This window comes from Methylobacterium sp. J-059, assembly GCF_022829485.1.
Classification (GTDB): Bacteria; Pseudomonadota; Alphaproteobacteria; order Rhizobiales; family Beijerinckiaceae; genus Methylobacterium.
Window position 1 is genome coordinate 62,034 of the sequence record NZ_JAKSYA010000133.1, and the last position, 24,110, is coordinate 86,143.

25 protein-coding genes and 1 pseudogene are annotated in these 24,110 nt (G+C 71.9%); 12 read left to right on the plus strand and 14 right to left on the minus strand.

Translation table 11 applies throughout. The annotated features are described in order from the left end of the window. Nucleotides 1–16: 16 nt before the first annotated feature. The 6 genes from MKK55_RS19480 to MKK55_RS19505 all read right to left on the minus strand — a co-directional run bounded on the left by MKK55_RS19480 (nt 17) and on the right by MKK55_RS19505 (nt 6,025). Nucleotides 17–2,008: an SDR family NAD(P)-dependent oxidoreductase gene (locus MKK55_RS19480; RefSeq protein ID WP_243937225.1), complete on the minus strand. Its 1,992-nt coding sequence runs from the start codon at nt 2,006–2,008 to the stop codon at nt 17–19. Nucleotides 2,009–2,059: 51 nt separating this feature from the next. Beyond that, complete coding sequence (locus tag MKK55_RS19485; RefSeq protein ID WP_243937226.1) at nt 2,060–2,932, minus strand: DUF1206 domain-containing protein; 873 nt, start codon at nt 2,930–2,932, stop codon at nt 2,060–2,062. Beyond that, the gene (locus MKK55_RS19490) at nt 2,929–3,270 is read right to left on the minus strand and encodes a hypothetical protein (RefSeq protein ID WP_243937227.1); all 342 of its coding nucleotides are present in this window, start codon (nt 3,268–3,270) and stop codon (nt 2,929–2,931) included. Before MKK55_RS19490 ends, MKK55_RS19485 begins: the two co-directional genes overlap by 4 nt. Nucleotides 3,271–3,294: 24 nt before the next feature. Beyond that, entirely contained in the window at nt 3,295–3,861 is a 567-nt protein-coding gene (locus MKK55_RS19495; protein ID WP_243937228.1) for a Uma2 family endonuclease, read from the minus strand. 74 nt (nt 3,862–3,935) lie between these two features. Further along, the gene (locus tag MKK55_RS19500) at nt 3,936–4,496 is read right to left on the minus strand and encodes a Uma2 family endonuclease (protein ID WP_243937229.1); all 561 of its coding nucleotides are present in this window, start codon (nt 4,494–4,496) and stop codon (nt 3,936–3,938) included. A gap of 71 nt (nt 4,497–4,567) precedes the next feature. Next, a complete protein-coding gene (locus MKK55_RS19505; RefSeq protein WP_243937231.1) occupies nt 4,568–6,025 on the minus strand; it encodes a homospermidine synthase in 1,458 nt (485 codons plus the stop codon). Nucleotides 6,026–6,401: 376 nt separating this feature from the next. Between MKK55_RS19505 and MKK55_RS19510 the strand changes: the two genes are divergently transcribed. The 4 genes from MKK55_RS19510 (at nt 6,402) to MKK55_RS19525 (ending at nt 11,403) form a co-directional block, all read left to right on the plus strand. Next, complete coding sequence (locus MKK55_RS19510) at nt 6,402–6,572, plus strand: hypothetical protein (RefSeq protein WP_187274656.1); 171 nt, start codon at nt 6,402–6,404, stop codon at nt 6,570–6,572. 107 nt (nt 6,573–6,679) lie between these two features. Continuing rightward, nucleotides 6,680–7,360 carry an invasion associated locus B family protein gene (locus tag MKK55_RS19515; protein WP_243937233.1) on the plus strand — a complete coding sequence of 227 codons (681 nt, stop codon included), beginning with the start codon at nt 6,680–6,682 and terminating at the stop codon, nt 7,358–7,360. A gap of 83 nt (nt 7,361–7,443) precedes the next feature. Then, complete coding sequence (locus MKK55_RS19520) at nt 7,444–7,833, plus strand: hypothetical protein (RefSeq protein ID WP_243937235.1); 390 nt, start codon at nt 7,444–7,446, stop codon at nt 7,831–7,833. A 156-nt stretch (nt 7,834–7,989) separates the two neighbouring features. Next, entirely contained in the window at nt 7,990–11,403 is a 3,414-nt protein-coding gene (locus MKK55_RS19525) for a tetratricopeptide repeat protein (protein ID WP_243937237.1), read from the plus strand. 120 nt (nt 11,404–11,523) lie between these two features. Here MKK55_RS19525 and MKK55_RS19530 read toward each other — a convergent pair whose 3' ends face one another. The 5 genes from MKK55_RS19530 to MKK55_RS19550 all read right to left on the minus strand — a co-directional run bounded on the left by MKK55_RS19530 (nt 11,524) and on the right by MKK55_RS19550 (nt 14,463). Continuing rightward, nucleotides 11,524–11,871 (minus strand): DUF6883 domain-containing protein, encoded by a 348-nt coding sequence (locus MKK55_RS19530; protein WP_243937238.1) that lies wholly within the window; start codon nt 11,869–11,871, stop codon nt 11,524–11,526. Continuing rightward, a complete protein-coding gene (locus tag MKK55_RS19535; RefSeq protein ID WP_147728581.1) occupies nt 11,868–12,119 on the minus strand; it encodes a DUF4926 domain-containing protein in 252 nt (83 codons plus the stop codon). Before MKK55_RS19535 ends, MKK55_RS19530 begins: the two co-directional genes overlap by 4 nt. A 63-nt stretch (nt 12,120–12,182) precedes the next feature. Next, complete coding sequence (gene fliP, locus MKK55_RS19540) at nt 12,183–12,944, minus strand: flagellar type III secretion system pore protein FliP (RefSeq protein WP_279596288.1); 762 nt, start codon at nt 12,942–12,944, stop codon at nt 12,183–12,185. Nucleotides 12,945–13,024: 80 nt separating this feature from the next. Further along, nucleotides 13,025–14,083 (minus strand): lysylphosphatidylglycerol synthase domain-containing protein, encoded by a 1,059-nt coding sequence (locus MKK55_RS19545; RefSeq protein WP_243937239.1) that lies wholly within the window; start codon nt 14,081–14,083, stop codon nt 13,025–13,027. Further along, nucleotides 14,080–14,463, minus strand: a complete 384-nt coding sequence (locus MKK55_RS19550; RefSeq protein WP_243937240.1) for a hypothetical protein — start codon at nt 14,461–14,463, stop codon at nt 14,080–14,082. Before MKK55_RS19550 ends, MKK55_RS19545 begins: the two co-directional genes overlap by 4 nt. Before the next feature lie 228 nt (nt 14,464–14,691). Between MKK55_RS19550 and MKK55_RS19555 the strand changes: the two genes are divergently transcribed. The 4 genes from MKK55_RS19555 to MKK55_RS19570 all read left to right on the plus strand — a co-directional run bounded on the left by MKK55_RS19555 (nt 14,692) and on the right by MKK55_RS19570 (nt 18,335). Beyond that, complete coding sequence (locus tag MKK55_RS19555) at nt 14,692–15,999, plus strand: capsule biosynthesis protein (protein WP_243935620.1); 1,308 nt, start codon at nt 14,692–14,694, stop codon at nt 15,997–15,999. 79 nt (nt 16,000–16,078) lie between these two features. After that, nucleotides 16,079–16,366, plus strand: a complete 288-nt coding sequence (locus MKK55_RS19560; RefSeq protein WP_147728782.1) for a hypothetical protein — start codon at nt 16,079–16,081, stop codon at nt 16,364–16,366. A 190-nt stretch (nt 16,367–16,556) separates the two neighbouring features. Further along, complete coding sequence (locus MKK55_RS19565; protein ID WP_243935670.1) at nt 16,557–17,744, plus strand: M20 aminoacylase family protein; 1,188 nt, start codon at nt 16,557–16,559, stop codon at nt 17,742–17,744. A 255-nt stretch (nt 17,745–17,999) separates the two neighbouring features. Next, entirely contained in the window at nt 18,000–18,335 is a 336-nt protein-coding gene (locus tag MKK55_RS19570; RefSeq protein ID WP_243935619.1) for a GGDEF domain-containing protein, read from the plus strand. An 82-nt stretch (nt 18,336–18,417) separates the two neighbouring features. Here MKK55_RS19570 and MKK55_RS19575 read toward each other — a convergent pair whose 3' ends face one another. After that, nucleotides 18,418–19,815: a leucyl aminopeptidase family protein gene (locus tag MKK55_RS19575; protein WP_243937241.1), complete on the minus strand. Its 1,398-nt coding sequence runs from the start codon at nt 19,813–19,815 to the stop codon at nt 18,418–18,420. A gap of 107 nt (nt 19,816–19,922) precedes the next feature. Here MKK55_RS19575 and MKK55_RS19580 point away from each other — a divergent pair, with 107 nt between their 5' ends. Beyond that, on the plus strand, nt 19,923–20,720 hold the full coding sequence (locus MKK55_RS19580; RefSeq protein WP_147842528.1) for a tetratricopeptide repeat protein: 798 nt from the start codon (nt 19,923–19,925) through the stop codon (nt 20,718–20,720). Nucleotides 20,721–20,820: 100 nt separating this feature from the next. On the opposite strand, the gene MKK55_RS19585 is transcribed toward MKK55_RS19580, so the two are convergent. Continuing rightward, nucleotides 20,821–21,564, minus strand: coding sequence for an RNA methyltransferase (locus tag MKK55_RS19585; RefSeq protein WP_243937242.1), 744 nt, complete (start codon nt 21,562–21,564; stop codon nt 20,821–20,823). 74 nt (nt 21,565–21,638) lie between these two features. Beyond that, nucleotides 21,639–22,187 carry a formaldehyde-activating enzyme gene (locus MKK55_RS19590; protein ID WP_147725869.1) on the minus strand — a complete coding sequence of 183 codons (549 nt, stop codon included), beginning with the start codon at nt 22,185–22,187 and terminating at the stop codon, nt 21,639–21,641. A 213-nt stretch (nt 22,188–22,400) separates the two neighbouring features. Between MKK55_RS19590 and MKK55_RS19595 the strand changes: the two genes are divergently transcribed. The 3 genes and pseudogenes from MKK55_RS19595 to MKK55_RS29085 all read left to right on the plus strand — a co-directional run. Beyond that, nucleotides 22,401–23,615: an NADP-dependent isocitrate dehydrogenase gene (locus tag MKK55_RS19595; protein ID WP_243937243.1), complete on the plus strand. Its 1,215-nt coding sequence runs from the start codon at nt 22,401–22,403 to the stop codon at nt 23,613–23,615. Between the two features lie 146 nt (nt 23,616–23,761). Next, nucleotides 23,762–23,971, plus strand: a pseudogene (gene fusA, locus MKK55_RS19600) (elongation factor G); the annotation flags it as partial. 14 nt (nt 23,972–23,985) lie between these two features. Beyond that, nucleotides 23,986–24,110: SDR family NAD(P)-dependent oxidoreductase (locus MKK55_RS29085; RefSeq protein ID WP_313898975.1), on the plus strand; the 125-nt coding region annotated here is incomplete at its 3' end.

Sequence of the window (24,110 nt, forward strand, 5' to 3'; positions counted from 1 at the left end):
CGGGAAAGCTCGCGAATCAACAGAGGCCGGCGTCGGCGGTTCCGAGGGCCGGCGCATCCGGGCTCGCCGGCGCCGCCGCGACCGGCTTGTCGAAGCGCTCGCGGAAATGCGGGATCGCCGCCTCGAACACCGCCTCCGCGGCGGCCCGGTCGCCGGCCTCCACCGCCTCGCGCAAGGCCGCCGTCCAGGCATCGAGCCGGGCGCGGTCGGCGAAGACCGGCTTGGCCGCCATCACGCCGTCGATCCCGTCGAGGCTGACGCGGGGCTCCTCGCGCGCGAACAGGATCTCGTTCAGGCGCTCGCCCGGCCGTGCGCCAGAGAACACCAGCTCGATCTCCGCGCCGGGCTCGAAGCCGGCGAGCCGGATCATGCGCTCGGCCATTTCGGCGATCTTCACCGGCTGGCCCATCTTGAGGACGTAGACCGCGGCGCGCTGGTCGGCCGCGCCCGGCGCGAGGCTGCGCGCCTCGCGGTCGGCATGCGAGGCCGCGGTGAGGACGAGGTCGGCCGCCTCGCGCACGGTCATGAAGTAGCGAACCATGTCGGGGTGCGTCACGGTGACGGGGCCGCCGCGGGCGATCTGCGCCTTGAACACCGGCACCACCGAGCCGACCGAGCCGAGCACGTTGCCGAAGCGCACGGCGATCAGCCGTGTCGGGTGGCCGGGGATCGCGGCCTGCTCGGCGTCGCGCGCCTGCGCCACCATCTCGGCGAAGCGCTTGGTGACGCCGAGCTGCGACACCGGCTCGATCGCCTTGTCGGTCGAGATCATCACCAGCGCGCGGGCGCCGGCCGCCACCGACGCGTCGGCGACGTTGATCGAGCCGAACACGTTGGTCTTGATGCCCTCGCTCCAGTCGCGCTCGAGATAGGGCACCTGCTTCAGCGCGGCGGCATGGAACACGTAGTCGGGCCGGAATTCGGCGAAGACCGCGTGCAGGCGCTCGCGGTCGCGGATGTCGGCGAGCGTCCCGCCGACCTCGGCCTGCGCGTTGAGCAGCGCCGGCTGGCTCAGGATGCCGTGCAAGGCCGGCTCGGAGCTTTCCACCACCATCAGCGCCGAGGCGCCGAAGGCGAGCGCCCGGGCGCAGATCTCGGAGCCGATCGAGCCGCCGCCGCCGGTCACGAGCACGCGCTTGCCGGCGAGGAACCGCTCCAGCCGCGGCCTGTCGATCGCGACGGTGGGGCGCAGCAGCAGGTCCTCGATCTCGAGCGGCGCGAGCTCGGCGTCGCGCATGCCGTCGCCGAGGCTGACCACCCGGGCGAGCGGCACGCCGAGCCGCCGGGCGCGGGCGATCAGATCGTCGGGCTCGGCCTCGGGCGCCAGCGCGCTCGGGGTCGCGACGAGCCGGCGCACCGGCTGGCCGCGGGCGGCGAGGTCGCCGACGACCCGCTCCAGGTCGGCGAAGCCGCCGAGCACGGCGACCTCGCGCATCGTCTGCCCGGCCTCGTCGGCGCGCGGCGAGAGGATGCCCTTCGGCGCGAGCTTGCGCACCGAGCCGGATTCGATCGCGCGCAGCAGCGTCTCGATGTCGGCACCGCGGCCGAGCAGCAGTGTCGGCACCGTGGCCGAGCGTGCGCTCGACTGCTTGGAGCGGGCGTATTTCAGGTAGCGGAAGGCGAGGCGCGTGCCGCCGAGCAGGAAGATCTGCAGCACCCAGTACAGGACGATGGCGATCTTGCCGAAGAAGTAGAACCCGTACAGGTCCGACGAGACCAGGACGTAGTCGAGCACTAGCAGCCCGAAGGCGAGCACGCTCGCGGCGCGGACGATGCCGGCGAGATCGGGCAGGGAGGCGAAGCGCCACTTGGTGCGGTAGAGCCTGAACCGTCCGTAGACGAGGCCGGCGACGACGAGGAACGGCGGCAGCAGGACGGGAAGCGCGTGCACGCGTTCGGCGAGGGCGTCGCCGGTGAAGCGGAACACGAAGGTGAGGACCACGGCCAGCGCGGTCGCCACGAGATCGTGGACCACCATCACCGCGGTCTTGTAGGTGCGCTGCTGCATGATGTTCCGCGGCGGTATCGGCTCCGCCTCGGGCGGTGTCAACGCGATCGGTCAGCCGGTCGGGCGGACGGCCCGCGCCACCGCGTCGTCGGCTTGGTCGATGTCGGGCGCGTCGATCCGGCGATAGCGGGCCTGGATCAGGCCGAAGGCCCCGAACGCCACGTGGCCGGCCGCGACGATCGCGAGCAGGATCCGGCCGTAGGGCTGGGCGCGCAGGGCCTGGAACGCCCCGGACAGGCCCTTCACCTCCGACGAGACCTGATACCAGGCCGCGACGACGACGAAGCCGCCGATGATCAGGAATGCGATGCCGCGGGTTGCGTAGCCGAACCGGCCGACCGGCTCCGCCCAGGCCTGCCGCGCCGCGTCCAGGGCGAGGCGCTCGGTCACGTCGCCGCGGACGGCCTTGACCAGGAAGCCGACGCCGCCGCCGGCGACGCCGAGGCCGATCAGCGCCACGGCGAAGCGGCCGAAGGGTTTGGCCAGCAGCCACGCCGTCCAGTCCTGCAGGCCATCGCCGTCCGACTGCAGGCCGAGCCCCAGGGCGAGGCTCGCCGCCGTGAGCCCGAGGCCGGCATAGATGCCGGCGCTGACGAGGTGGGCGCCCCGCACCACGAGCCCCTTGGGCGAGGTGCCGCGCCGGTCGGCGTCGGTCACCGCCTCGACGAGGCGCCAGGCGGCGAAGCCCCAGAGCCCGAGGGCGATCAGGCCGACGATCCAGGGGCCGAGGGGTCCGAGCAGCACGAAGCGGAGCGCGTTCTCGCTGTCGCCGGCCTTGCCGCCGGCCCCGACCGCCGCGAACACCGCCAGCACGCCGACGACGCAGTAGACCGCGCCGCGGGCGCAGAACCCGAAGCGCGCCAGCCGCTCGATGGTGTTGCGCCCGGCGAACACGGTGGACGGACCTTGGGCCGAGCCAGTCACGCCGGCTCGCGCTGCGGCTTCCCGGCCAGCGCCACGTAAAACCCGAGCCCGTCCCCGGCCGGGAGCGTCTGCAACCGGTCGACGAGGCCGCGGCGCTTGGCGTCGAGCAGCAGGCGGCCCGCCGGTTGGAACAGGGTCTCGCCGCCGCCCTTAGGCGGCGGATCGAGGCGGATCGCCACGGTCTTGCCCTTGGCGAAGCGGCTCCGCTCCAGCATCTCGTTCAGCGACGCCTCCGCGGTCGCCCGGTTGGCGCCGCGCAGGTCCATCACCGATTCCGCATCGGTGACGCCGAGGCCGCCGCGCAGCTTGTCGGCGTAGAAGTCTTCGAAATGGGGCAAGGGCTGCGACCTGGTGGGTGTTGGCTAGAACGACAGACCGGCGAAGACGGTTGCGACGGGCAAGGCGCTGCCGAATTCGGGAAGCTCGATCGCGCCGTCGAGGCCGAGCGCCTGCTTGCGCCGGGCGTCGCCCTCCTGCCGGCGCCAGACCTCCACCCGCGGCTCGTCCTGATACACGATCAGGAAGACCTGCAGGCTCTCGACGGCACGGTAGAAGTCGGTCTTGCGGCCGCGGTCGGCGCTCATCGTCGAGGGGGACAGCACCTCCGCGACGCGGACGGGATCGGACGCGTAGCCGTCCGGCAGCATCGGGCCGCAACGCACCACCACGTCGGGGATCGGCGCGAAGTCGTCCATGTCCCGGCTGACGACCGCGATGCCGGGGACGACGCGGCAGCCCCGCACATCGGCGAGGTCGCCGAGGCGACGGATGAGGTTGGAGACGATGGTCTGGTGCCGCTCGGTCGGTGGCGACATCAGCACCGGCTCGCCGTCGAGCAGTTCCCAGCGCTCGTCGTCCGGGCGGCCGGCGACCCACACCCGGTAGTCCGGGACGCTCATGCGGTCGTCCCGCTTCGCCGCGACTGCCATGCGGGCCTCTCCGAACTGCCTGGGCGAGCGTACCATAGATGAGTCCGCCCGCGACCGGCGTCAGCCGCGGGCGTTCAGAATTCCACCCGGGCGTAGATGTCGGCTACAGCGAGCGTGCCGCCGAACTCGGGCAGGTCGATCACGTCGCCCCGTCCCAGCATCCGCATCGCCCATCCGGCGTCGCGCCGCCAGACCTCGACCCGGGCATCGTCCTGATAGACGATCAGGAAGACTTGCAGCGCCGCGACCGTGCGGAAGAAATCGGTCTTGCGGCCGCGATCCATGCTCATCGTCGAGGGGGACAGCACCTCGGCGACGAGCAGCGGGTCGCGGGTGTAGCCGTCGCGGGGCAGCGGGCCGCACTGGACCACGATGTCGGGGATCGGCGCGAAGTCGTCCATCTCCGCGCTGAGCACGGCGAGGCCGGGGAGGGCGCTGCAGCCCCTGCGCTCGGCGAGTTCGTCGAGGCGCCGGACCAGGTTCGCGACGATGCGCTGGTGACGCCCGCTCGTCGGCGACATCAGCGTCGGTACGCCGTCGAGCAGCTCCCAGCGCTGGTCGTCCGGCTTGGACGCGACCCAATCCTGGTATTCGGCGACGCCCATGCGCGCGTCGCGTCGTCGGGCAACGGCCATCGCGGCCTCCTCCGGTGAGGCCGCGATGGTAGCAGTCCGGGGCCGGTCCGCAACGGCGCGGACGCTCTGGTTCAGCCGTGCACGAGCACGTTGCGGAACTGCCAGGGATCGCTGGCGTCGATGTCCTCCGGGAACAGGCCCGGGCGGCCGGCGAGCGGCGTCCAGTCGGTGTAGACGCCGACGACGGGGCCGAGATACGGGGTCTGGACTTCGAGGCAGCGGCGGAAGTCCATCTCGTCGGCCTCGACGATGCCGGCCTCGGGGTTCTCCAGCGCCCAGACCATGCCGGCGAGCACCGCCGAGGTCACCTGAAGGCCGGTGGCGTTCTGGTAGGGCGCGATCCGGCGCGTCTCCTCGATCGAGAGCTGCGAGCCGTACCAGTAGGCGTTCTTCTTGTGGCCGTAGAGCAGCACGCCGAGCTCGTCGATGCCGTCCTCGATCTCGTTCTCGTCGAGGATGTGGTGCTTCTCTTGCACCTTGCCGGCATTGCCGAACATCTCGTGGAGCGACAGCACGGCGTCGTTGGCCGGGTGGTAGGCGTAGTGGCAGGTCGGGCGGTAGGCCGCGCGCGCGCCCTCGAGAACCGTGTAGTAGTCCGAGATCGAGATCGCCTCGTTGTGGGTCACGAGGAAGCCGAACTGCGACTGCGCAGTCGGGGTCCACGAGCGCACGCGGGTGTCGGCGCCGGGCTGGAGCAGGTAGATCGCGCAGCGCGAGCCCTTCTCCTGCTCGCGGGCGTTCTCGGGCATCCAGGTCTCGTGCGTGCCCCAGCCGAGCTCGGCCGGCTGGTTGCCCTCCGAGACGAAGCCCTCGACCGACCAGGTGTTGACGAACACGCCCTGCGGCTTCGGATGCTTGGCGCGCTGGGTGTCGCGCTCGGCGATGTGGACGCCCTTGACGCCGACCTCGCGCATCAGCGCGGCCCATTCGGCGCGGGACTTCGGCTCGGGCGTGGTCACGCCGGTGTCCTTCGCGATGTTCAGCACCGCCTGCTTGACGAACCACGAGACCATGCCGGGATTGGCGCCGCAGCACGAGACCGCGGTGGTGCCGCCGGGGCTGGCGGTGCGCGCGTCCAGGATGTCCTGCCGCAGCGCGTAGTTGGTGCGGTCGCCCTGGCTCTTCTCCTTGTCGAAGTAGAAGCCCGGCCACGGCTCGGCGACGGTGTCGATGTAGAGGGCGCCGAGCTCGCGGCACAGCTCCAGGATCGCGCGCGACGAGGTGTCGACCGAGAGGTTGACGCAGAAGCCCTGGCCGCCGCCCTCGGTGAGAAGGGGCGTGAGCACGTCGCGATAATTCTCGCGGGTCAGCGCGACCGTCTCGAAGCGCAGGCCGTGCTTGTCGGCGAGAGACCGGTGCGAATCATCCGGATCGATCACGGTGAAGCGGGCACGGTCGTATTCGAAATGGCGCTCGATGAGAGGAAGCGTGCCGCGACCGATCGATCCGAACCCGATCATCACGATGGGTCCGCTGATGCGGCCGTGGATCGGCCCCCTGGTCGGCCCTTGGTTCGGCGTGTCGGTCATGGCTCGGGCGGTCCTTCGGATGTGCGCGGCGCGCAGGGGCGGCTCGGGTTAGGCGGCCGATGTGACGATGGGGCGACAGGCCGGGCTCGTCCGCGAACGGACGTCCGCGACGGCCCCCCGGCCCGGGCGCCGATCCCGGTCGGCGATCGATCGCGGCGCAGGGTATGTCCGGCCCTAGTGCCGCCTCGTGCCGTGAGGGTCAACCGCGCAACGCCCGCGCGGCGAGCAGAGTCGTTGACGAAGTGTTGCCGCGGCATGCGATGACTGCATGCGAGCCCCACCAAACCTCATGTTGCGTGCATCGCACAACGCTCTCATGCTGCACTGCGAAATCGACCACGATCCGTGCCGGATCATCGATCGAACGGAGTCCGCCATGCTGTCCGTCCTCACCGCCCGCGTTCCGGTACCCGCCGACGAGCCGCAGGACCGCGATCCCGGTTTCCTGACCCTCGCCTTCACGGTCGTGCGCGTCCTCCGGCGCGAGGGCCGCAGCGCCTTCGAGCGGCGTTGCGCCCGCGCCGCCGAGACGCTGCCGCACGCTTGATCCTGTTGCCGCGCCGGTCGTATCCACCGGCACCGGATTGCGCAGCCTCGGCTTGACCGCTAGGCGGCTTCCTCAACGCCACATCGGCCGAGGGGGCCGTTCTTCGCATGTCGCCGATCCGCGCATCCCGCCGTCCCGCGATCCTCGCCGCCGTCCTGATCGCGCTGTCGATCGGCACAGTCCCGTGCGCCGCACAGGAAGAGGCGTCGGAGGCTCCGCCCGAGGCCGCGCCGAAGGTCAAGCCGAAGCCGCGCCCGCCCGCGCCGAAGCCGGCCCCGAAGGCGACGCCGGCCGCCGCCCCTGCCGCGCAGGCCGCGCCTGCCAAGACCGCGGCGGTCTGGCCAGCCGGCGCACTCTCCATCACCGAGAATTACGGCGACTGGACGCTGAGCTGCAGCCGTGCCGAGCCGGCGACGTCGTGCATGCTGATGCAGTCGCAGGGGGACAACAAGACCGGCAAGCGCCTGTTCGCCTTCGAATTGCAGGCGCCCAAGGACGGGCGGTCCGAGGGGCTGATCCTGATGCCGTTCGGCCTGGCGATCGACCCGGGCATCACCTTCAAGCTCGACGACGTGGTGCTCGGCAAGGGCGCGCCCTACATCTCGTGCGGATCCGAAGGCTGCCTAGTGCCGATCAGCTTCCCGACGCTCGCCACCGACGCGATGCGGACGGCCAAGACCCTTCAGGTGATCGGGGTGAAGTCCGGGACCAACGATTTGCAGCCGATCGCCGTGCCGCTCGGCGGGTTCGCACCGGTCTGGGACCGGGCGATCGCCCTTAGCAACTGACGCGCGGCGACCAAGGCGACGCGCGGGACATCAACCCGCCGCGCCACGACACCGGCGAGCGAGACGACGAGGAGAGGCCGAGCATGCGCGACCCGATGATCCTGGCGGCCCTGCTCGCCTGCCTCGCCAGCCCGCTCGCGTCGCAAGAGTCGAGCCCGCCCGGTGCGCCGCCGGACTCGATGCCCGACGCACCGCCGATGGACAAGAAGCGGGTCATGGCCGCGCGGCTCGCCGGGCTGGTCGGCTTCGCCAACACCTCCTGCCCGGACATCCAGGGCGATCCCGCGCTTCTGAAATCGGCCGTCGAGCGCCTCGGAATTGATCCGCAGGACCTGGAGCAGGGCGAGCTGGCGGCGATCTCGCGCTCGTATGTCGAGACCTATCGCAAGGACGTTCCGGCCAATTGCCAACGCGCGATCGAGACGTTCGGCCCGTCGAGCCGAATCGTCCCGAACCTGATCGTCAAGCGCTGAGCGTCGCGCGGCCTGCCATCGGGAATGCCGTTGGGACGTCGGTGGCGACCACGATTAAGCGCACGTTAGCCGCGATCCAGCAGTGTCGGCCCTCAGCGGCGTCGGAGCGTTGCGTCCCTCGTCCGGGGCGCCCGCCGCCCCGGGTGCGGCGTATCGATGGGCGCGAGGCTTGAGACGGGACCAGGGGTCCGCCGCACGCCCCGCAGCGCGGGCCTCGCGCTCGCCGTCCTGATCGGCCTCGGGCTGCCGGTCCAGGCGGCGAAGCTCCTCGCCGTCGCCGGCACCGATGCGCAGGGTTATGCGCGAATCGCCTTCACCTTCGACAGCGCGGTCTCGATCAAGGCGCGGCTCTCGAACGGCGTGCTGGTGCTCGGCTACGGCGAGCGGACCGAGGCCGGGCCGGAGCGGCTGGTCTCGCAGCTGCCTGATTACCTCACCGCCGTCCGGCGCGATCCCGACGGCAGCGGCCTGCGGCTCGCCCTGCAGCGGACCGTGCGCGTCAACGTGCAGGACGCCGGCGAGAAAGTCTTCGTCGACCTCCTGCCCGAGAGCTGGACGAGCCTGCCGCCGCCGCTGCCGCCGGAGATCGTCGCCGACCTGGCCCGGCGTGCGCGTGCCGCGGAAGCGATCCTGAAATCGCGCAACCCCGCACCCGTGCGCCGGCCGCTCGGCGTCGAGGTCACGAAGCTGCCGACGCTCACCCGCCTGACGGTGCGGCTGCCCGAGGGCGCCGAGGCGACCGTCGGCCCGGAAGGTGGCGCAACGCGGCTGCGCATACTGGGGGCCTACAGCTTCGACCTGTCCGAGACCCGTGGCCGGCTGCGCCAGGACATGGCCCGCCTGACCGCGTCGGCCGACGATGCCTCGGCCGGGCTCGTGGTGGCGGCGGGCGATGCTTTCACGGTCTCGACCGACCGCGACGACGACACCGTGGTGTTCGACATCGTCGCCAAGAAGGACGCCGCCGCCAAGGCCGAGGCGGCTGCCAGGGCGGAGCAGGCTGCCAAGGCCGAAGCCGCGAGCAAGGCCGAACCTGCGACCAAGCCCGAACCCGCGAGCAAGGGAGAGCCGCCGAGCCGGGTCGCGCCCAGGACCGGGGATGCCAAAGCCTCCGCCACGGCCGATGTTCCGGCGGCCGCCGGACCACCGGGCACCGCGGCGCCGAACCGGCCACCGGCGCCCGAGCCGCCCGAGCGGCAAGCCGGGTCCGGCCTCGTCTTCCCGTTCGCCAAGCGCCCGGCGGTCGCATTGTTCGAGCGCGGCGGGGTCGCGACCCTGGTCTTCGAGACCGGCGAGCCGGTCGCCCTCCCGACCGGCGGGTCGGGCGGCCTGCGCGCCCTCGGCGAGCCGGTGCGGACGGGTGCGCTGACGGCGTTGCGCTTCGCCGTCCCGGCCGGGACCTTGCTCGATCTCGTGCCGGTGCGTGCCGGGTCCGCCGCCGGCGCCTGGGAGCTGACCGCGGGGGACGACCTCGGCCCGAGCGACACCCTCGCGCCGACGCGCCTGCCCGACGCCGCCGGGCACGGGCGCGTCGCGGTCGGCCTGCCGCAACCCGCCAGCGCGGCATGGCTCGATCTCGACGGCGAGCGCATCGCCGTCGTCACCGCGCGCGGCTGGAAGCCCGCCGGCATCGCGAAGCGCCAGCGCTTCGTCGATTTCGAGCTGCTGCCGAGCCGCTTCGGCCTCGCCGTGCTGGCTCAGGCCGACGACCTCACCGTGCGTCCCGACCTCGACGGCGTGGTCATCGGGCGCGAGGGCGGCCTCGCGGTCTCGTCCGTGGCGCGGCCCCCCGAAGCGCCGCTCGCCGAGGCCTCGAACCTCGCGATCCAGCGCGAGCCCTGGGAGCAGGCGCGCCTCGGCGACGTGCGCGAGACGATCCGGGCACAGTTCGGCGCCTCGATCGCGGCGTCCGCCGGAACGCGCGGCCCGCTGCGGCTCACCCTCGCGCGCACCCAGCTCGCCAACGGCCTCGCGCCCGAGGCCCTGACCACCCTCGACGCGGCCTCGGCCGACGACCCCCTGGTGGCGAGCGGCCGCGACACCGCGATCCTGCGCGCCGCGGCGCTCGCCGCGATCGGCCGAAATGCAGAGGCGCGTCGGGTGCTCGCGACCGAGGCGCTGCAACGCGATCCCGAGGCAGTGCTGTGGCGCGCCGTCGCCGACGGGCAGGCGGGACGCTGGCACGACGCCGAGGCCGGCTTCCAGCGGACCTTGCCGGTGATCGAGCGCTACCCGCTCGCCCTGCAGGCGACGATCCGCACGCTGGCGGCCGAATCCGCGCTCGAGACCGGCGACCTCGACACCGCATTGCAGCGGGTCGCGCGGCTCGCGACCGCCGAACCGACACCGTTGGAGCGGGACCGCGTCGCCCTGGTCCGGGCCCGCGTCGACGAGGCGACCGATCGGACCAAGGCCGCGCTCGACGCCTACGATCGCCTCGCCGAATCGGGCGAGCGACCGGCGGCGGCGGCGGCGGCACTGCGCGGCACGCTGCTCGCGCGCGAGACCGGCAAGATCCCCCCCGAGGAGGCGATGGACCGGCTCGAGCGGCTGGCGATCACCTGGCACGGCGGCGAGATCGAGAACGCGATCACCGCCGGGCTCGCCCGGCTCTACATGGCGGCCGGGCGCTATCGCGAGGCCTTCACCGCCGTGCGGGCCGCCGATGCCATCGGCTCCGATGCACCCGAGACCCGCGCGCTGCACGACGAGGCGATGGCGCTGTTCGACGAGCTGTACCTCTCGCCGCGGGGCGATTCGCTCAGCGGGATCGACGCGGTGGCATTGTACTTCGACTTCAAGGACTTCGCGCCGATCGGGCGGCGGGGCGACGCCGTGGTGCGTCGGCTGGCCGAGCGGCTCGTCGGCCTCGATCTGCTCGATCCCGCCGCCAACCTGCTCCAGTACCAGATCGACAACCGCCTCACCGGACCGAGCCGATCGAGCGTCGCGACGCAGCTCGCCTCGATCCGTCTCATGGACGGCAAGCCGCTGATGGCGCTGGAGGCGATCGAGGGAACCTACCTGCCCGAGCTTCCCCGCGACCTGCGCCGCGCCCGGTCGCTGCTGCGCGCGCGTGCCCTGTCCGACCTGTCGCGGACCGATCTCGCGCTCGAGACGATCGAGGGCGAGGCCGGCCCGGACGCGGCGCGGCTGCGGGCGGACATCCTGTGGTCGGCGCGGCGCTGGCGCGAGGCCGGGGAGGCGCACGAGGCCCTGCTCGGCGATGCGTGGCGCTCCGGCAAGGTGCTCGACGACGCGGCCCGCGCCGACGTGATCCGCGCGGGCATCGCCTACGACCTCGCGGTCGAGCCGATCGGGCTCGAGCGGCTGAAGGCCAAGTTCTCGGATGCGATGGCCGACAGCGCCGATGCCCGCACCTTCGCGCTGCTGACCAGCGCCGACGCGACCACGAAGCCGGGGTTCCGCGAGATCGCCCAGAAGGCGACGAACGCCGAGACCCTGGCGGCCTTCCTCGCCGAGTACCGCAAGCGCTACCCGGACGCCTCGCTCCCCGCCCGCGGCGAGCCCGAGAAGCGCGCCGACGGGCAGGCGACGCCGCCGGGCTGAGCATCGTCGGACCTGGCGGTGCGGCCTCGCCGGATGGCGATGCGTCCGCCGCATGCATTCGTCATCGGAGCGGTTGCCGTGATCGCGGCCTTCGCTTCGTCGGGTCGATGGGCGAAGGCATCAGCGCGTCAGCAGCACCGCGGTGATGAGGCGCCAAGCGATCGCCGCTTGTTGCTGCCAGACGACGCGGACGCGCGGGCGCCGTCCATCCGGGGCAGCGATCGGCCCCTCGACGACGAGGCGCACGCGACCGTCGACCTGGACCAAGCGAAGGGCTTCCGTGCCGTAGAGTGCGTCGGCCTGTGCCAGCAAGGCTCGGCCGAGCTCTTGCGGCCGGGACCGATCGAACCCGAAAGACAGGAAGAAGCGCGCCTTCGGGCCGCCTGTCGGATGTTCGGGGTTGAGGAGGTAATCGACCAGCTTGCCGTCCGGAATCTCGAGGACCGGCCACCAGCCTTCGTCGATCAAGGAACCGAGCGCCCCGTTCGCACGAGCTGCGCTGCCTCGACGGTGGCGAGCGCGCCGGGTGGTTCCGGGAACTCGACCTCGTAGGCCTCGCCGGCCCCCCAGACCGCGACCACGGTTCCCGCGGCGCCGGCCGGGATCATGTCGCCGTCCATCGTCACGACACTGGCAAGCACGCGCACGTCGTCGAGATCCCGCAGCGGAGCGCCGGGATCGGTCCGCCGCATGAGGTGGATGGTGTCGACCGACATCGGCTCAGGATGGGCCGCGCCGGGCGGCTCGTCAATGTGAGCTTTCCGCGAACGAAGCCCGCGTCAGCTTCCCCCGTAGCTCTGCACCAGCGACCCGGCGACGAGCGTCCAGCCGTCGACCAGCACGAAGAAGATCAGCTTGAACGGCAGCGCCACGGTCGCCGGCGGCACCATCATCATGCCCACCGCCATCAGCACCGACGCGACCACGAGGTCGATGATCAGGAACGGGATGAACAGCAGGAAGCCGATCTCGAAGGCGCGGCGCAGCTCCGAGATCATGAAGGCCGGCGTGACGATCTCGAGGCCGACCGCCTCGGGCCCGGAGGGCACCGGCACCTTGGCCATGTCGAGGAACAACTTCAGGTCCTTCTCGCGGACGTTCTTCAGCATGAACGCCTTGAACGGCGCCGACGCCCGCTCGAAGGCCTGCCCCTGCGTGATCTGGTTGGCGAGCAGCGGCTCGATGCCGGCGCGGTAGGCTTCGCGCCCGGTCGGCGCCATCACGAAGGCGGTGAGGAACAGCGCGAGGCTGACGATCACCGTGGTGGGCGGCGCGGTCTGGGTGCCGAGCGCCGAGCGCAGGATCGACAGCACCACCACGATCCGCGTGAACGCGGTCGCCATCACCAGGACCGAGGGCGCCAAAGCCAGCACGGTGATGAGCGCGACGAGCTGCAGCGCGCGCTCGCTGGCGCCGCCCGCCCCGAGATCCACGGTGAGGCTCTGCGCGGCGGCCGGACCCGCGCCGAGCGCGAGCGCGAAGACGGCGAGCCCGAGACGACGCGGGATCCGGAAACGAGGATGGATGTCGGCGGGCTTCATGGCGGCGGCACCCTGGGGCGGGTTCTCGGGCCGTGCAAGCCTGGAGGACGGATCGAGCCTTGCGGACGGGCCACGCGCGCTCATGGCGTCGGCGAGCCCACGGTGCCGCGGCGCGATTCGAGGTTCTGCCACACGATCAGGGAGGGCAGGCCGAGCACCACGTCGGGGACGCGCTTGGCGAGCGACAGGGCGATGGCGGTGCCGGGATCGATGCCGAACAGCGCGCCGACGATCACGAAGCCGCCCTCCTGCACGCCGAGCCCGCTCGGGATCGGGAAGGCCGCCGACTTGATCGCCTGGCTCAGGGCCTCGATCACCAGGACCTCGGACACGGTCACGCCCTCGACGCCGATGCAGGCGAGCACGATGGCGATCTCGGCCGCGCCCAGCGTCCAGGCGAGGGCGTGCAGCAGGACCGATTGCAGCAGCCGCAGGCGCCGTCCGCGGCCCCAGACCGCATCGAGCGCATCCTGCACGCTGTCGCCCTCGCCGCGGGCCGGCTCGGCCTCGCGCACGAAGCGCCGCGAGAGCGCGCCGAGCTTGCGCTCGACGAAGCGCGCCGCACCCGTGCGCTGGAAGGCGAAGAAGGCGGCGAGCACGAGGCCGGCGACCGCGAGCGCCCGCAGCACCCAGCGCGCGAGCTCGGCGGCCGGCTCGCCCTCCACCTGCATCAGCAGGCCGGCGCCGAGCAGCGCGAACAGCGCCTGCGTCCCGACCTGGAACAGCATGTCGGCGAGGATCGAGGCGGCGGCGAGCGGCCCGGCGACGCCCCAGAAGGTCAACAGCCGGCCGCCGACCACGTCGCCCCCGACGGAGGCGACCGGCAGAAGCACGTTGATGCCCTCGCGCACGAAGCGCAGGGTGGCGAAGGCGGGAAGGCCGGCCGGCGACAGGCCGTCGAGGATGCGCTGCCAGGCGACCGCGCAGATCGTCACGATGGCCGCCCGCATCATCACCACGGCGGCCAGGCCCAGGAACCCGATCCGGCCGAACGCGTCGGCGACGGCTCCGAGGTCGTTGGTGGCGACGAGCCAGACGGCGAGGCCGAGGCCGAGCACGGTGCCGGCCAGCGGCAGGCGGCGCAGGATCGCCCGCGCGACCCCGGGCCGGCCCGCGCGGGAGGCCCCCGGCGCCGTCACGCGGCCGCGTCCCGATCGTCTCCGGCCTCCGGATCGTGCGACGGCGCGGCCGGTCTCCGGCACGGCAGCAGCTGGGCGGCGATCTCGGCCGCGGGCGCCGTCGGGTCGATCAGCAGGATCCGCCCGCCCGCGACGCTGGCCCCGGTGGCGACGGCGACGAGGCGCTTCGGGCAGGGGCCGAGGCATCCGGTCTCGACGATCCGAAGCTTCGCCCCGGGCCGGGCCTGCTTCAGGCCGGCCTTCACCCGGTCGCGGATCGCTCGCTTGGGCAAGCCCTGGCGCTTGGCGCACTTCGTGCAGACCGCCACCACCTCGGAGAACTTCGCCTTCGCCGTTCGGACGGGTCGGGCAGGTGCGACGTTGGCGGAATCCGTTTTCATCGCACATCGGGTAGGACGGGGACGGGCGGCGCGCAACCGCGGCGGATCGTGCCGGCCGCCGCCGGCCGCGCACCGCCGACGCCTTAAAAAGGGCCGAAAAGAACGGGATTGCGGCACCGCTCCGATCGCGAGCGGGCCTCGTCTCGACAGCGAGCCGGCGAGGTCGCACGGCGCGGCCGTCTCCGTCACGGCGCGGTCGAACGAGCAGAGCGCAGGAAACCGGAACGGATGAGCGTCGACGAGGTCAGGCAAGGCGATCGGCTCCGCGGCCTTCTGCAGGTCGCGCAGCGGTCTGTGACCGAGCTTCGGCGCGGTGCCGAGACGATCGAGCCGATCCGCGATCCGGCCCGGCGCTCGCTGGTCCAGCGCACCCGCGAGAGCCTCGCCTGGACCCGCCTGCCGGGCCTCAGCCCGGTCGACGCGGAGCCGAAGAGCTACGTCGCCCGGCTGGTCCAGCGCTTCAGCCTGTTCGTCCTGCTGCCGACCGCGGTCGTCGGGTTCTACCTGTTCGCGATCGCCTCGGACCAGTACATCGCCGAGGCGCAGTTCGCCGTGCGCGGCAACGTCGAGCCGATGGAGAACGTGTCGCTCGGCGAGTACACCAGCCTGATTCAGAAGCACAACAGCCAGGACAGCTACATCGTCCGGGACTTCATCAACAGCCAGGCGATGGTCGACGCCGTCGAGAAGAGCCTCGGCGTGTCGCAGATGTTCTCTCGCAACGAAGCCGACTTCTGGGCGCGCTATCGCACGCCGCAGCCGATCGAGGAGCTGACGAAGTACTGGCAGGAGCACGTCCAGGCGCGGATCGACGCGATCTCGGGCGTGATCCAGCTGTCGGTCCGCGCCTTTACGCCGGAGGACGCCCTGGCGATCGCCAAGGACGTCGTCGCCCGCTCCGAGGTGCTGATCAACGAGATCTCGCGGCGCGCGCAGGCCGACATGGTCAAGCAGGCCGAGATCGATTCGGCGGCGGCGCAGGAGCGGCTGCGCAAGGCGACGCTGGACATCCAGCGCTACCGCAACCACTGGGGCATCATCGATCCGATCAAGTCGGCGGAGGGCACCCTGCTGACGATGATGACCCTGCGCAAGGAGAAGCTGAAGGCGGAGAACGACCTCCAGGTGCTGCGCGGCTCGAACCTCGACGAGAAGTCCCGCTCGATCCAGGTCCTCGCCGCGACGGTGGCGGCGATCGACGGCCAGATGAAGACGCTGCAGGACCAGCTGACCACCGACGGGGGCGCCGCCGGCGGCGCGACCATGACCAACGCGCTGCTCGAATACGAGGGCCTGATGGTCGAGCGCACCATCGCCGAGAAGCTCAACGAGATGGCGAACACGCTGCTCGACCGGGCGCGCGTCTCCGCCGGCAAGCAGCACATCTTCCTCACGGCCTTCGTGCCGCCGATGATCCCGACGGATTCGCTCTATCCCAAGCGCTGGCGCCAGCTCGCGGTGCTGTTCTTCTGCTTCGTCGTGCTGTGGAGCTCGGTGTCGCTGATCGTCGGCGGGATCAGGGACCAGCGGATCTGAGCGGGCGCAGCGCCCGATAGGGCCGGCCCGCATCCGGGTCCGGCCGCCCCCCCCCTCGAGCGGACCCGATCGCACGCCCATGCCGGACTTCTCCGACCTCGTCGCCCAGGCGATCAAGCCGACCATGAACCGGGCCGAGCGCGAGGCGGTCTACGGGGTGGTGCGGCAGGCGGTGCTGCGCCTGCGCGAGCGCGAGGGCATGGCGCCCGACGATCCCCGCCTCGCGATCCAGCATCACCTCGTCGAGGAGACGATCCGCGACGTCGAGGCCGACATCGCGCGCTTCGAGGCGATGCGGAAGCTCGACGCGGCGCTCGCGGCGCAGACGCTCGCCCACAACGACGGCGGATCGGGGCGCCGCCGCTGAGGCGATACGCCGTCGCTCCCGCGTTGACCGGAGCGTTGGCCCCCTGTTTGCTGGTGGGACCTGCCGGCCGCGACGACCGGAGCCGAAGGCCTTTCGATCCATGCCGTTGCCGCACCCGTCCGCCGAACCTCCGATCGCCCGCGATGCCCACGTCCGCAGCGCGGCCGCCGAGGACCGATCCACGGGCGGCCTGCCGGAGATCCGGCGCTTCGCCGACGAGATGACCGCCTGGCGGCACGACCTGCACGCCCATCCCGAGTTGCTCTACGACGTCACGCGCACCGCCGGCTTCGTCGCCGACAAGCTCGCGGCCTTCGGCTGCGACGCGGTCGAGACCGGCATCGGCCGGACCGGCGTCGTCGGCGTGATCCGGGGCAGGGGAAACGGGGCCGGACACGGCGCGGGCCAAGCCGCCGCCCGCACCCTGGGCCTGCGCGCCGACATGGACGCCCTGCCGATCCAGGAGGTGCGCGACCTCGCCTACCGCTCGACCGTGCCGGGCAAGATGCACGCCTGCGGGCACGACGGGCACACCGCGATGCTGCTCGGCGCCGCGAAGTACCTCGCCGCCACCCGCAACTTCGACGGGACGGCGGTGCTGATCTTCCAGCCGGCGGAGGAGGGCGGCGGCGGCGGCGAGGCGATGGTCGAGGACGGGCTGATGGAGCGCTTCGGCATCGATGCGGTCTACGGGATGCACAACATCCCCGGCCTCGCGCTCGGATCCTTCGCGATCCGTCCCGGCCCGATCATGGCCTCGACCGACCGCTTCACCCTGACGATCGAGGGACGCGGCGGCCACGCCGCCCTGCCGCACAACGCGATCGACAGCGTCGTGGTAGCGAGCCACGTGGTGATCGCCCTGCAATCGATCGTGTCGCGCACCATCGACCCGCTGCAATCGGCCGTGGTCTCGGTCTGCGCGCTCGAAGCCGGCGAAGCCTTCAACGTGCTGCCGCAGACGGTGACGATGCGCGGCACCATGCGCGCGCTCTCGACCGCGGTGCGCACAACGACGAAGGCGCGGATCGTGGCGATCGTCGAGCAGGTCTCGGCCGGGTTCGGCGCGGTCGGCAGCGTCGACTTCGGATCGAGCTACCCCGTGACCGAGAACCACCCGGCGGAAGCCGCCTTCATGGCCGACGTCGCCGCCGGCCTCGTCGGCGAAGCGCGGGTCGACCGCGCCGTCGCGCCGATGATGGCGGCCGAGGACTTCTCCTACATGCTCGGCCGGCGCCCTGGCGCCTACCTGTTCCTCGGCAACGGCGACAGCGCCGCGCTCCACCACCCGCACTACGATTTCTGCGACGCCGCCGCCCCGCTCGGCGCCTCGCTCTGGGCACGGCTGATCGAGACGGGGCTGCCGCTGGCGGGATGAGACGTGGACGCGCAAGCGTCTCCGGGTCGCGGCTGTCGACGCGGGAAGATGAGAGCGCCGCCATTGCTCGATCATCGCGGTCGCGGCGACCGTCGCCGACACGCGCGCTGGTGGAAACCTCGGCGCGCAGGCGCGTGCAGCCTCGTGATCACGCGGCGTAAGGATGTCGGGCATGCGGCAAGCCTGCATCGCGGGCGTCGTCCAGCTTCGCGAGCGGACCGTCGACCGCTACGGCCATCCGGTCGGCGACGAGACTTGACGCTGTTCGCCGAGACCGTACGCGAGGGGACGGGGTCCGATGCGCTCCTCGTCCGTCTCGGCGGCGAGGCGTTCGCCGCGCTCCTGCCCGGCTACGACCGGCAGCCGGCGCTCAGCCGCGGCGCGGCGATCGCGCGCCGGTTCGCTGCGGCGCCGGCGGGGGCGGACGGCCTCGCGATCCACGCCACCGTCAGCGGCGGGCTCGCGGCCCCGGAGGGCCGCGGTCTCGCCGAGAGGCTCGCGAGCGCCGACGGCGCGCTGTACCGGGCAAAAGTCCTCGGTCGGAACCGCATCGAGGCCGCCGGCCCGGAGGCGCTGGCCGCCGCGGCCTAGCGGCCCGGCTCCGGCCCGCGACGAGCCCGGCAGGCGAGCCGACGACGACGTGGGCCATCTTCCCCCACGAAGATCCCGCGTGTCACGCCGCCGGGTAGCGCTCCTTGAGCAGCGCGTAGACCAGGCGCGCGGTCTGCACCTCACCGCCCTCCGGCCGGCCGGGCTTGGCCGAGGGGTTCCAGCCGTAGAGGTCGAGGTGGACGTGGCGCTTGGTGCTCGGGGCGAAGCGGCGCAGGAACAGCGCGGCGGTGATCGCCCCGGCGAAGGGGCCGCCGGCGACATTGTTGAGGTCGGCCACCTTCGAGGCGAGCAGGCTCGCATAGGGCGCGTGCAGCGGCAGGCGCCAGACCGGATCGGCCGCGGCGCGGCCCGCCGCCTCGAACGCGGCGGCGAACGCGTCGTCCTCGGTGAAGAACGCCGGCAGGTCGGGGCCGAGCGCCACGCGGGCGGCGCCGGTGAGCGTCGCGAAGTCGATCAGCAGCTCGGGCGCGTCGGCATCGGCGAGCGCCAGCGCGTCGGCGAGGATCAGCCGGCCCTCGGCATCGGTGTTGCCGATCTCGACGGTGAGCCCGGCGCGGCTGCGGATCACGTCGCCGGGGCGGAAGGCCTCGCCGGAGATCGCGTTCTCCACAGCCGGGATGAGCAGGCGCAGCCGCAGGCGCAGGCCGGCGCCCATCGCCATGTCGGCGGCGGCGAGGGCTGCGGCTGCGCCGCCCATATCCTTCTTCATCAGCAGCATGCCGGCCGACGGCTTGATGTCGAGGCCGCCGGTGTCGAAGGCGACGCCCTTGCCGACCAGCGTCACCCGCGGCGCGTCGGCCGGCCCCCAGGTGAGGTCGATCAGCCGGGGCGGCCGGGTCGAGGCGGCGCCGACCGCATGGACCAGCGGGAAATCGCGCTCGAGCTCGGCGCCGGCGATGACCGTGATCGTCGCCCCGTGCCGCTCGGCCAGCGCACGCGCCGCCGCCTCGATCTCGGCCGGGCCGAGGTCGTTGGCCGGCGTGTTGACGAGGTCGCGCCCGAGCGCGACCGCGGCGGCGATGCGATCGGTGTCGGCGGCGTCGATTCCCTCCGGCGCGACGAGGCGGGGGCGCTCCGGCCCGGCGGGGCGGTAGCGCGAGAAGCGATAGGATCCGAGCAGCCAGGCGAGCGCCGCCTCGGCCGGCGCCTCGGCATCCGCGAAGGCGTAGGTGCCGGGCGGCAGCAGGCCGGGGAGCTTGCCGGCGAGAAGCCGATCGTGGCCGGCCGCGTCGGTCTCGCCGAGGCCGAACAGCACGCGGGCGAGCGTCCCGTCGGCGGCGGGCAGCAACGCCACCTGCCCGGGCTTGGCCGCGAAGCCGATCGCCCCCGCATAGGTCCGCTGCGCGGCGTCGAGGCCGGCTTCGATCCTCGGCCACCCGTCCTTCGCGACCAGGGAGATCGGGATGCCGGAGGTTCCGGCCGGCAACAGGGGCGGAAGGGACGGTGCGGTGTCTGTCATGCGGTCCTGGCCGGGCCGGGCGCTTAACCCCGGGTTAGGGTTAACGCTCTATCACCGTCCCGTCCGGCACGGGAAGAACCTCCTGCCGGACCTCGACGGAGCATTCCATGATCGCGGCCCTCCGGCCGAATACGGCCCCGTTCGCCCGGGGTTCGGCCCCCCGCCTGGTCGCCGCCTGCCTGGTCACCCTCGTGGCCGCTGGGTGCCAGTCGCGCTCGCCCGAGACCACCGGCTCGATCGACGCCCCGCGCATCGCGGCCGGGCAGGTCGAGTCGCTCGCCGAATCCTACGCGGCCAACCCGAACGATCTCGGCATCGCGATGCGCTACGCGCAGGCGCTGCGGGCCACCGACCAGCGTGCCCAGGCGAGCGCGGTGCTGCAGCAGGCCGCCCTGCGGAACCCGCGCAACACGGCGGTGCTCGGCGCCTACGGCAAGTCCCTGGTCGAGGTCGGGCGGCTGCAGGAGGCGCAGGACGTGCTGCAGAACGCCCATTCCCCGGCGCAGCCCGACTGGCGCATCCTGTCGGCGCAGGGCTCCGTCTCCGACCAGCTCGGCGACCACGCCCGCGCGCAGAGCTTCTACGAAGCGGCCCTCAAGATCCGCCCCGACGAGCCCTCCGTCCTGTCCAATCTCGGTCTGTCCTACGCGCTGGCGCGCCAGCTCGACCGCGCCGAGGAGACGATGCGCGTCGCGGTCTCGCGGCCCGGCGCAGACGCGCGGGTGCGCGGCAACCTCGCCCTGGTGCTCGGCCTGAAGGGCCGGTTCGACGAGGCCGAGGCGATCCTGCGGCGCGACCTGCCGCCCGCGGAGGTCGCCGCCAACCTCGCCTCGCTGCGCAGCCTCGCCGCCCAGTCGAGCCGCGCCGCGGCCGCCTTGGCCCGCAAGCCGGCCGATCGCGGCTAGAGCATCTTCAAGCGAGGTGGATCCCGGCTCGCGTGAAGACAATGCGATCTCTCGACAAGATAGAGCGTTTTTCGTGATCCGGGGATCACCAAAAAATCCTCTAGGACGCGTCGTCCGGTCGGCGCCGCGCCCCGCGTTCGAGCGCCTTGAGCGCACCGCGGAAGGTGCGCACGTCCTGGTCGGTCAGGCTCATGCGGTGGAGCCGGTCGCGCATGTTGCGGGCGATGATCTCGCGCTTCTGCGGCGGGTAGAATCCGGCGCGCGCGAGCGTCGCCTCGAGGATGTCGAACAGGGAGAGCAGCGCCTCGCGGGTCGCCTGCGGCGCCCGGATCTCGCCGGTGAAGCGCGGTCGGGCGAGGCCCGCCGCGCGCCGCCACTCGTAGCCGACCAGCAGCACGGCCTGGGCGAGGTTGAGCGACGGGAATGCCTCGGCGACGGGAAAGGTGACGATGGCATCGGCCAGCGAGACCTCGTCGTTCAGGAGCCCGACGCGCTCGCGGCCGAACATCACCCCGACCTTCTCGGCGTTCGCGCCGCGCTCGGCCGCCTCCGTCATGGCGGCGTCGGGCAGCAGCACGCGCTTCATCTGCCCGCGCTCCCGGGCGGTGGTCGCGAGCAGCATGGTGAGGTCGGCGACGGCGTCTGGGAGCGTCGCGAAGACCTTGGCGGCGTCGAGCACGTGCGTCGCGCCGGAGGCGGCCTCACGCGCGCCCTTCTTCGGCCAGCCGTTGCGCGGTGCGACGAGCCGCAGCTCCGACAGCCCGAAATTCGCCATGGCGCGGGCGGTCATGCCGATGTTCTCGGCCAGCTGCGGTTCGACGAGGATGACGACGGGGGCGCTCATGCGCGGCGCTCTCGCATGGACGTCCGCCGTGCGGAAGGGCCGCCGGCCGGACCGGAGGGTCTCGGCCGCAAGGATCAGATCTTCCCGTCGAGGCCCATCTGATAATACTTGTGCACGATCTTGTCCTGGTTCTCCAGCAGCCAGTCGATCGAGGGCTCGTTGGTCATCGCCTTGCGGATCGCCTCCGTCATGCCGCGGCGCTGGATGTCGAACAGCGCCTTGTGGTCGACGGTCTCGGCCTGGATCACGCCGGGGCTGAGCCAGACCGAGCAGATGATGCCGAGGTCGTTGGCCTTCTCCTTGGGGATGTAGCCGGCGCGGACCGCGTCGAGCACGCCGTTGGCGATGGCGAACTGCACCGTGCCCATCAGGATCGAGGTATACTTCGATTCCGTGACGCTGACCTTGGAGACGCACAGCGTCACCGGCCGCACCATGATGTCGGTGTTCAGCAGCGCGAAGACGCGGGAATGGCCGACGACCTGGTCGCCGGTCAGCGTGGCCAGCGCGGTGCCGACCGGCCCGTCGAGCTCGCCGATGATCACCTCCGGCTCGGATGCGGTGTTCGGCGGCCCGCCGGCGACCAGCGCCTCGCCGGCCCGCAGGATGATGCGCTCGCTCATGGTTGCTCCTCACGCGTGATGGATGCGCGCTGATCCCAGCCGGACGGCCGGATGTCCACCCCTAAGCGCCGCACGGCCGAGCTTGCATGACAGCCCCGGCGGCCTGTCCGCGCCCCCGGCTTTCGCCCGGGAAACGCCCGCGCTATGACCCGCCCCGCGGCCGCACGGCATTTGCATGGGGCCCGCCCGGATTACCACGGAAGGCAGCGGCTCATGGACAAGATCAAGGTGGCGAAGCCCGTCGTCGAGCTCGACGGCGACGAGATGACCCGGATCATCTGGTCCGAGATCAAGAACAAGCTGATCCACCCCTATCTCGACCTGGACCTCGACTATTACGACCTCGGCGTCGAGCATCGCGATGCCACGAACGACAAGGTGACGGTCGACGCGGCCGAGGCGATCAAGCGCCACGGCGTCGGCGTGAAGTGCGCCACCATCACCCCCGACGAGCAGCGCGTCGAGGAGTTCAAGCTCAAGGAGATGTGGCGCTCGCCCAACGGCACGATCCGCAACATCCTCGGCGGCGTCATCTTCCGCGAGCCGATCATCTGCAAGAACGTGCCCCGCCTCGTGCCGGGCTGGACCCAGCCCTTCGTCATCGGCCGCCACGCCTACGGCGACCAGTACCGCGCCACCGACTTCAAGGTGCCGGGCAAGGGCCGCCTGACGATCAAGTTCGAGGGCGACGACGGCACCGTGATCGAGAAGGAGGTGTTCAAGTTCCCGGCCGCCGGCGTCGCGATGTCGATGTACAACCTCGACGACTCGATCCGCGACTTCGCCCGCGCCTCGCTGAACTACGGCCTCGCCCGCAAGTACCCGGTCTACCTGTCGACCAAGAACACCATCCTCAAGGCCTATGACGGCCGCTTCAAGGACCTGTTCCAGGAGGTGTTCGACGCCGAGTTCAAGGGCAAGTTCCAGGCGCTCGGCATCACCTACGAGCACCGGCTGATCGACGACATGGTCGCCTCGTGCCTGAAGTGGTCCGGCGGCTACGTCTGGGCCTGCAAGAACTACGACGGCGACGTGCAGTCCGACACGGCGGCGCAGGGCTTCGGCTCGCTCGGCCTGATGACCTCGGTGCTGATGACGCCGGACGGCCAGACCGTCGAGGCCGAGGCCGCGCACGGCACGGTGACGCGCCACTACCGCGAGCACCAGAAGGGCAAGGAGACCTCGACCAACTCGATCGCCTCGATCTTCGCCTGGACCCGCGGCCTCGCCCACCGGGCCAAGCTCGACGGCAACGCCGAGCTCGCCAAGTTCGCGACGACGATCGAGACCGTCTGCGTCGACACCGTCGAAGCGGGCTACATGACCAAGGATCTCGCCCTCCTGGTCGGGCCCGAGCAGAAGTGGCTCTCCACCACCGGCTTCCTCGACAAGGTCGACGAGAACCTCAAGGCGGCGATGGCGGGCTGAGGCCCTATCGCGCCGGGCGGACGGCTCCGCCCGGCATGTCGCGCAACCGATCCGGGAAGCGGCCGTCGCGCAGGAAGGCGAGGGCCGCTTCCGCCACGTCGGGATGGTTCATCAGTATTCCTTACCAAGCGACGCAGCGATGGTCGCACTCGGTCCTCGGCGCCGGCATCCTCGCCGGCTTCCCGGTGGTCGACATCAAGGTCGAGCTGATCGACGGCGCCTATCACGACGTCGACTCCTCGGCGCTGGCCTTCGAGATCGCGTCCCGGGCGGCGCTGCGCGAGGCCCTGCAGAAGGGCGGCTCCGTGCTGCTCGAGCCGGTGATGAAGGTCGAGGTCGTCTCGCCGGAGGAGTGGCCGGTGGCCGCGCCGTGGGAGTGCAGGCCGACGTCTCCAGGTCCGAGGACCTGCACCGCATGGCGGCGACGGCGGTCGAGAGCTACGGGCGGTTGGACGTGCTGGTCAACAACGCCGGCATCGAGACCCGCCAGTCGCT

What these genes read in the sequence shown, in the direction of transcription:
- MKK55_RS19480 (WP_243937225.1), bottom strand. Translation starts at nt 2,008, where the DNA reads ATGCAGCAGCGCACCTACAAGACCGCGGTGATGGTGGTCCACGATCTC.
- MKK55_RS19495 (WP_243937228.1), bottom strand. Translation starts at nt 3,861, where the DNA reads ATGGCAGTCGCGGCGAAGCGGGACGACCGCATGAGCGTCCCGGACTAC.
- MKK55_RS19500 (WP_243937229.1), bottom strand. Translation starts at nt 4,496, where the DNA reads ATGGCCGTTGCCCGACGACGCGACGCGCGCATGGGCGTCGCCGAATAC.
- MKK55_RS19505 (WP_243937231.1), bottom strand. Translation starts at nt 6,025, where the DNA reads ATGACCGACACGCCGAACCAAGGGCCGACCAGGGGGCCGATCCACGGC.
- MKK55_RS19510 (WP_187274656.1), top strand. Translation starts at nt 6,402, where the DNA reads ATGCTGTCCGTCCTCACCGCCCGCGTTCCGGTACCCGCCGACGAGCCG.
- MKK55_RS19515 (WP_243937233.1), top strand. Translation starts at nt 6,680, where the DNA reads ATGTCGCCGATCCGCGCATCCCGCCGTCCCGCGATCCTCGCCGCCGTC.
- MKK55_RS19520 (WP_243937235.1), top strand. Translation starts at nt 7,444, where the DNA reads ATGCGCGACCCGATGATCCTGGCGGCCCTGCTCGCCTGCCTCGCCAGC.
- MKK55_RS19525 (WP_243937237.1), top strand. Translation starts at nt 7,990, where the DNA reads ATGGGCGCGAGGCTTGAGACGGGACCAGGGGTCCGCCGCACGCCCCGC.
- MKK55_RS19535 (WP_147728581.1), bottom strand. Translation starts at nt 12,119, where the DNA reads ATGTCGGTCGACACCATCCACCTCATGCGGCGGACCGATCCCGGCGCT.
- fliP (WP_279596288.1), bottom strand. Translation starts at nt 12,944, where the DNA reads ATGAAGCCCGCCGACATCCATCCTCGTTTCCGGATCCCGCGTCGTCTC.
- MKK55_RS19550 (WP_243937240.1), bottom strand. Translation starts at nt 14,463, where the DNA reads ATGAAAACGGATTCCGCCAACGTCGCACCTGCCCGACCCGTCCGAACG.
- MKK55_RS19555 (WP_243935620.1), top strand. Translation starts at nt 14,692, where the DNA reads ATGAGCGTCGACGAGGTCAGGCAAGGCGATCGGCTCCGCGGCCTTCTG.
- MKK55_RS19560 (WP_147728782.1), top strand. Translation starts at nt 16,079, where the DNA reads ATGCCGGACTTCTCCGACCTCGTCGCCCAGGCGATCAAGCCGACCATG.
- MKK55_RS19575 (WP_243937241.1), bottom strand. Translation starts at nt 19,815, where the DNA reads ATGACAGACACCGCACCGTCCCTTCCGCCCCTGTTGCCGGCCGGAACC.
- MKK55_RS19580 (WP_147842528.1), top strand. Translation starts at nt 19,923, where the DNA reads ATGATCGCGGCCCTCCGGCCGAATACGGCCCCGTTCGCCCGGGGTTCG.
- MKK55_RS19585 (WP_243937242.1), bottom strand. Translation starts at nt 21,564, where the DNA reads ATGAGCGCCCCCGTCGTCATCCTCGTCGAACCGCAGCTGGCCGAGAAC.
- MKK55_RS19590 (WP_147725869.1), bottom strand. Translation starts at nt 22,187, where the DNA reads ATGAGCGAGCGCATCATCCTGCGGGCCGGCGAGGCGCTGGTCGCCGGC.
- MKK55_RS19595 (WP_243937243.1), top strand. Translation starts at nt 22,401, where the DNA reads ATGGACAAGATCAAGGTGGCGAAGCCCGTCGTCGAGCTCGACGGCGAC.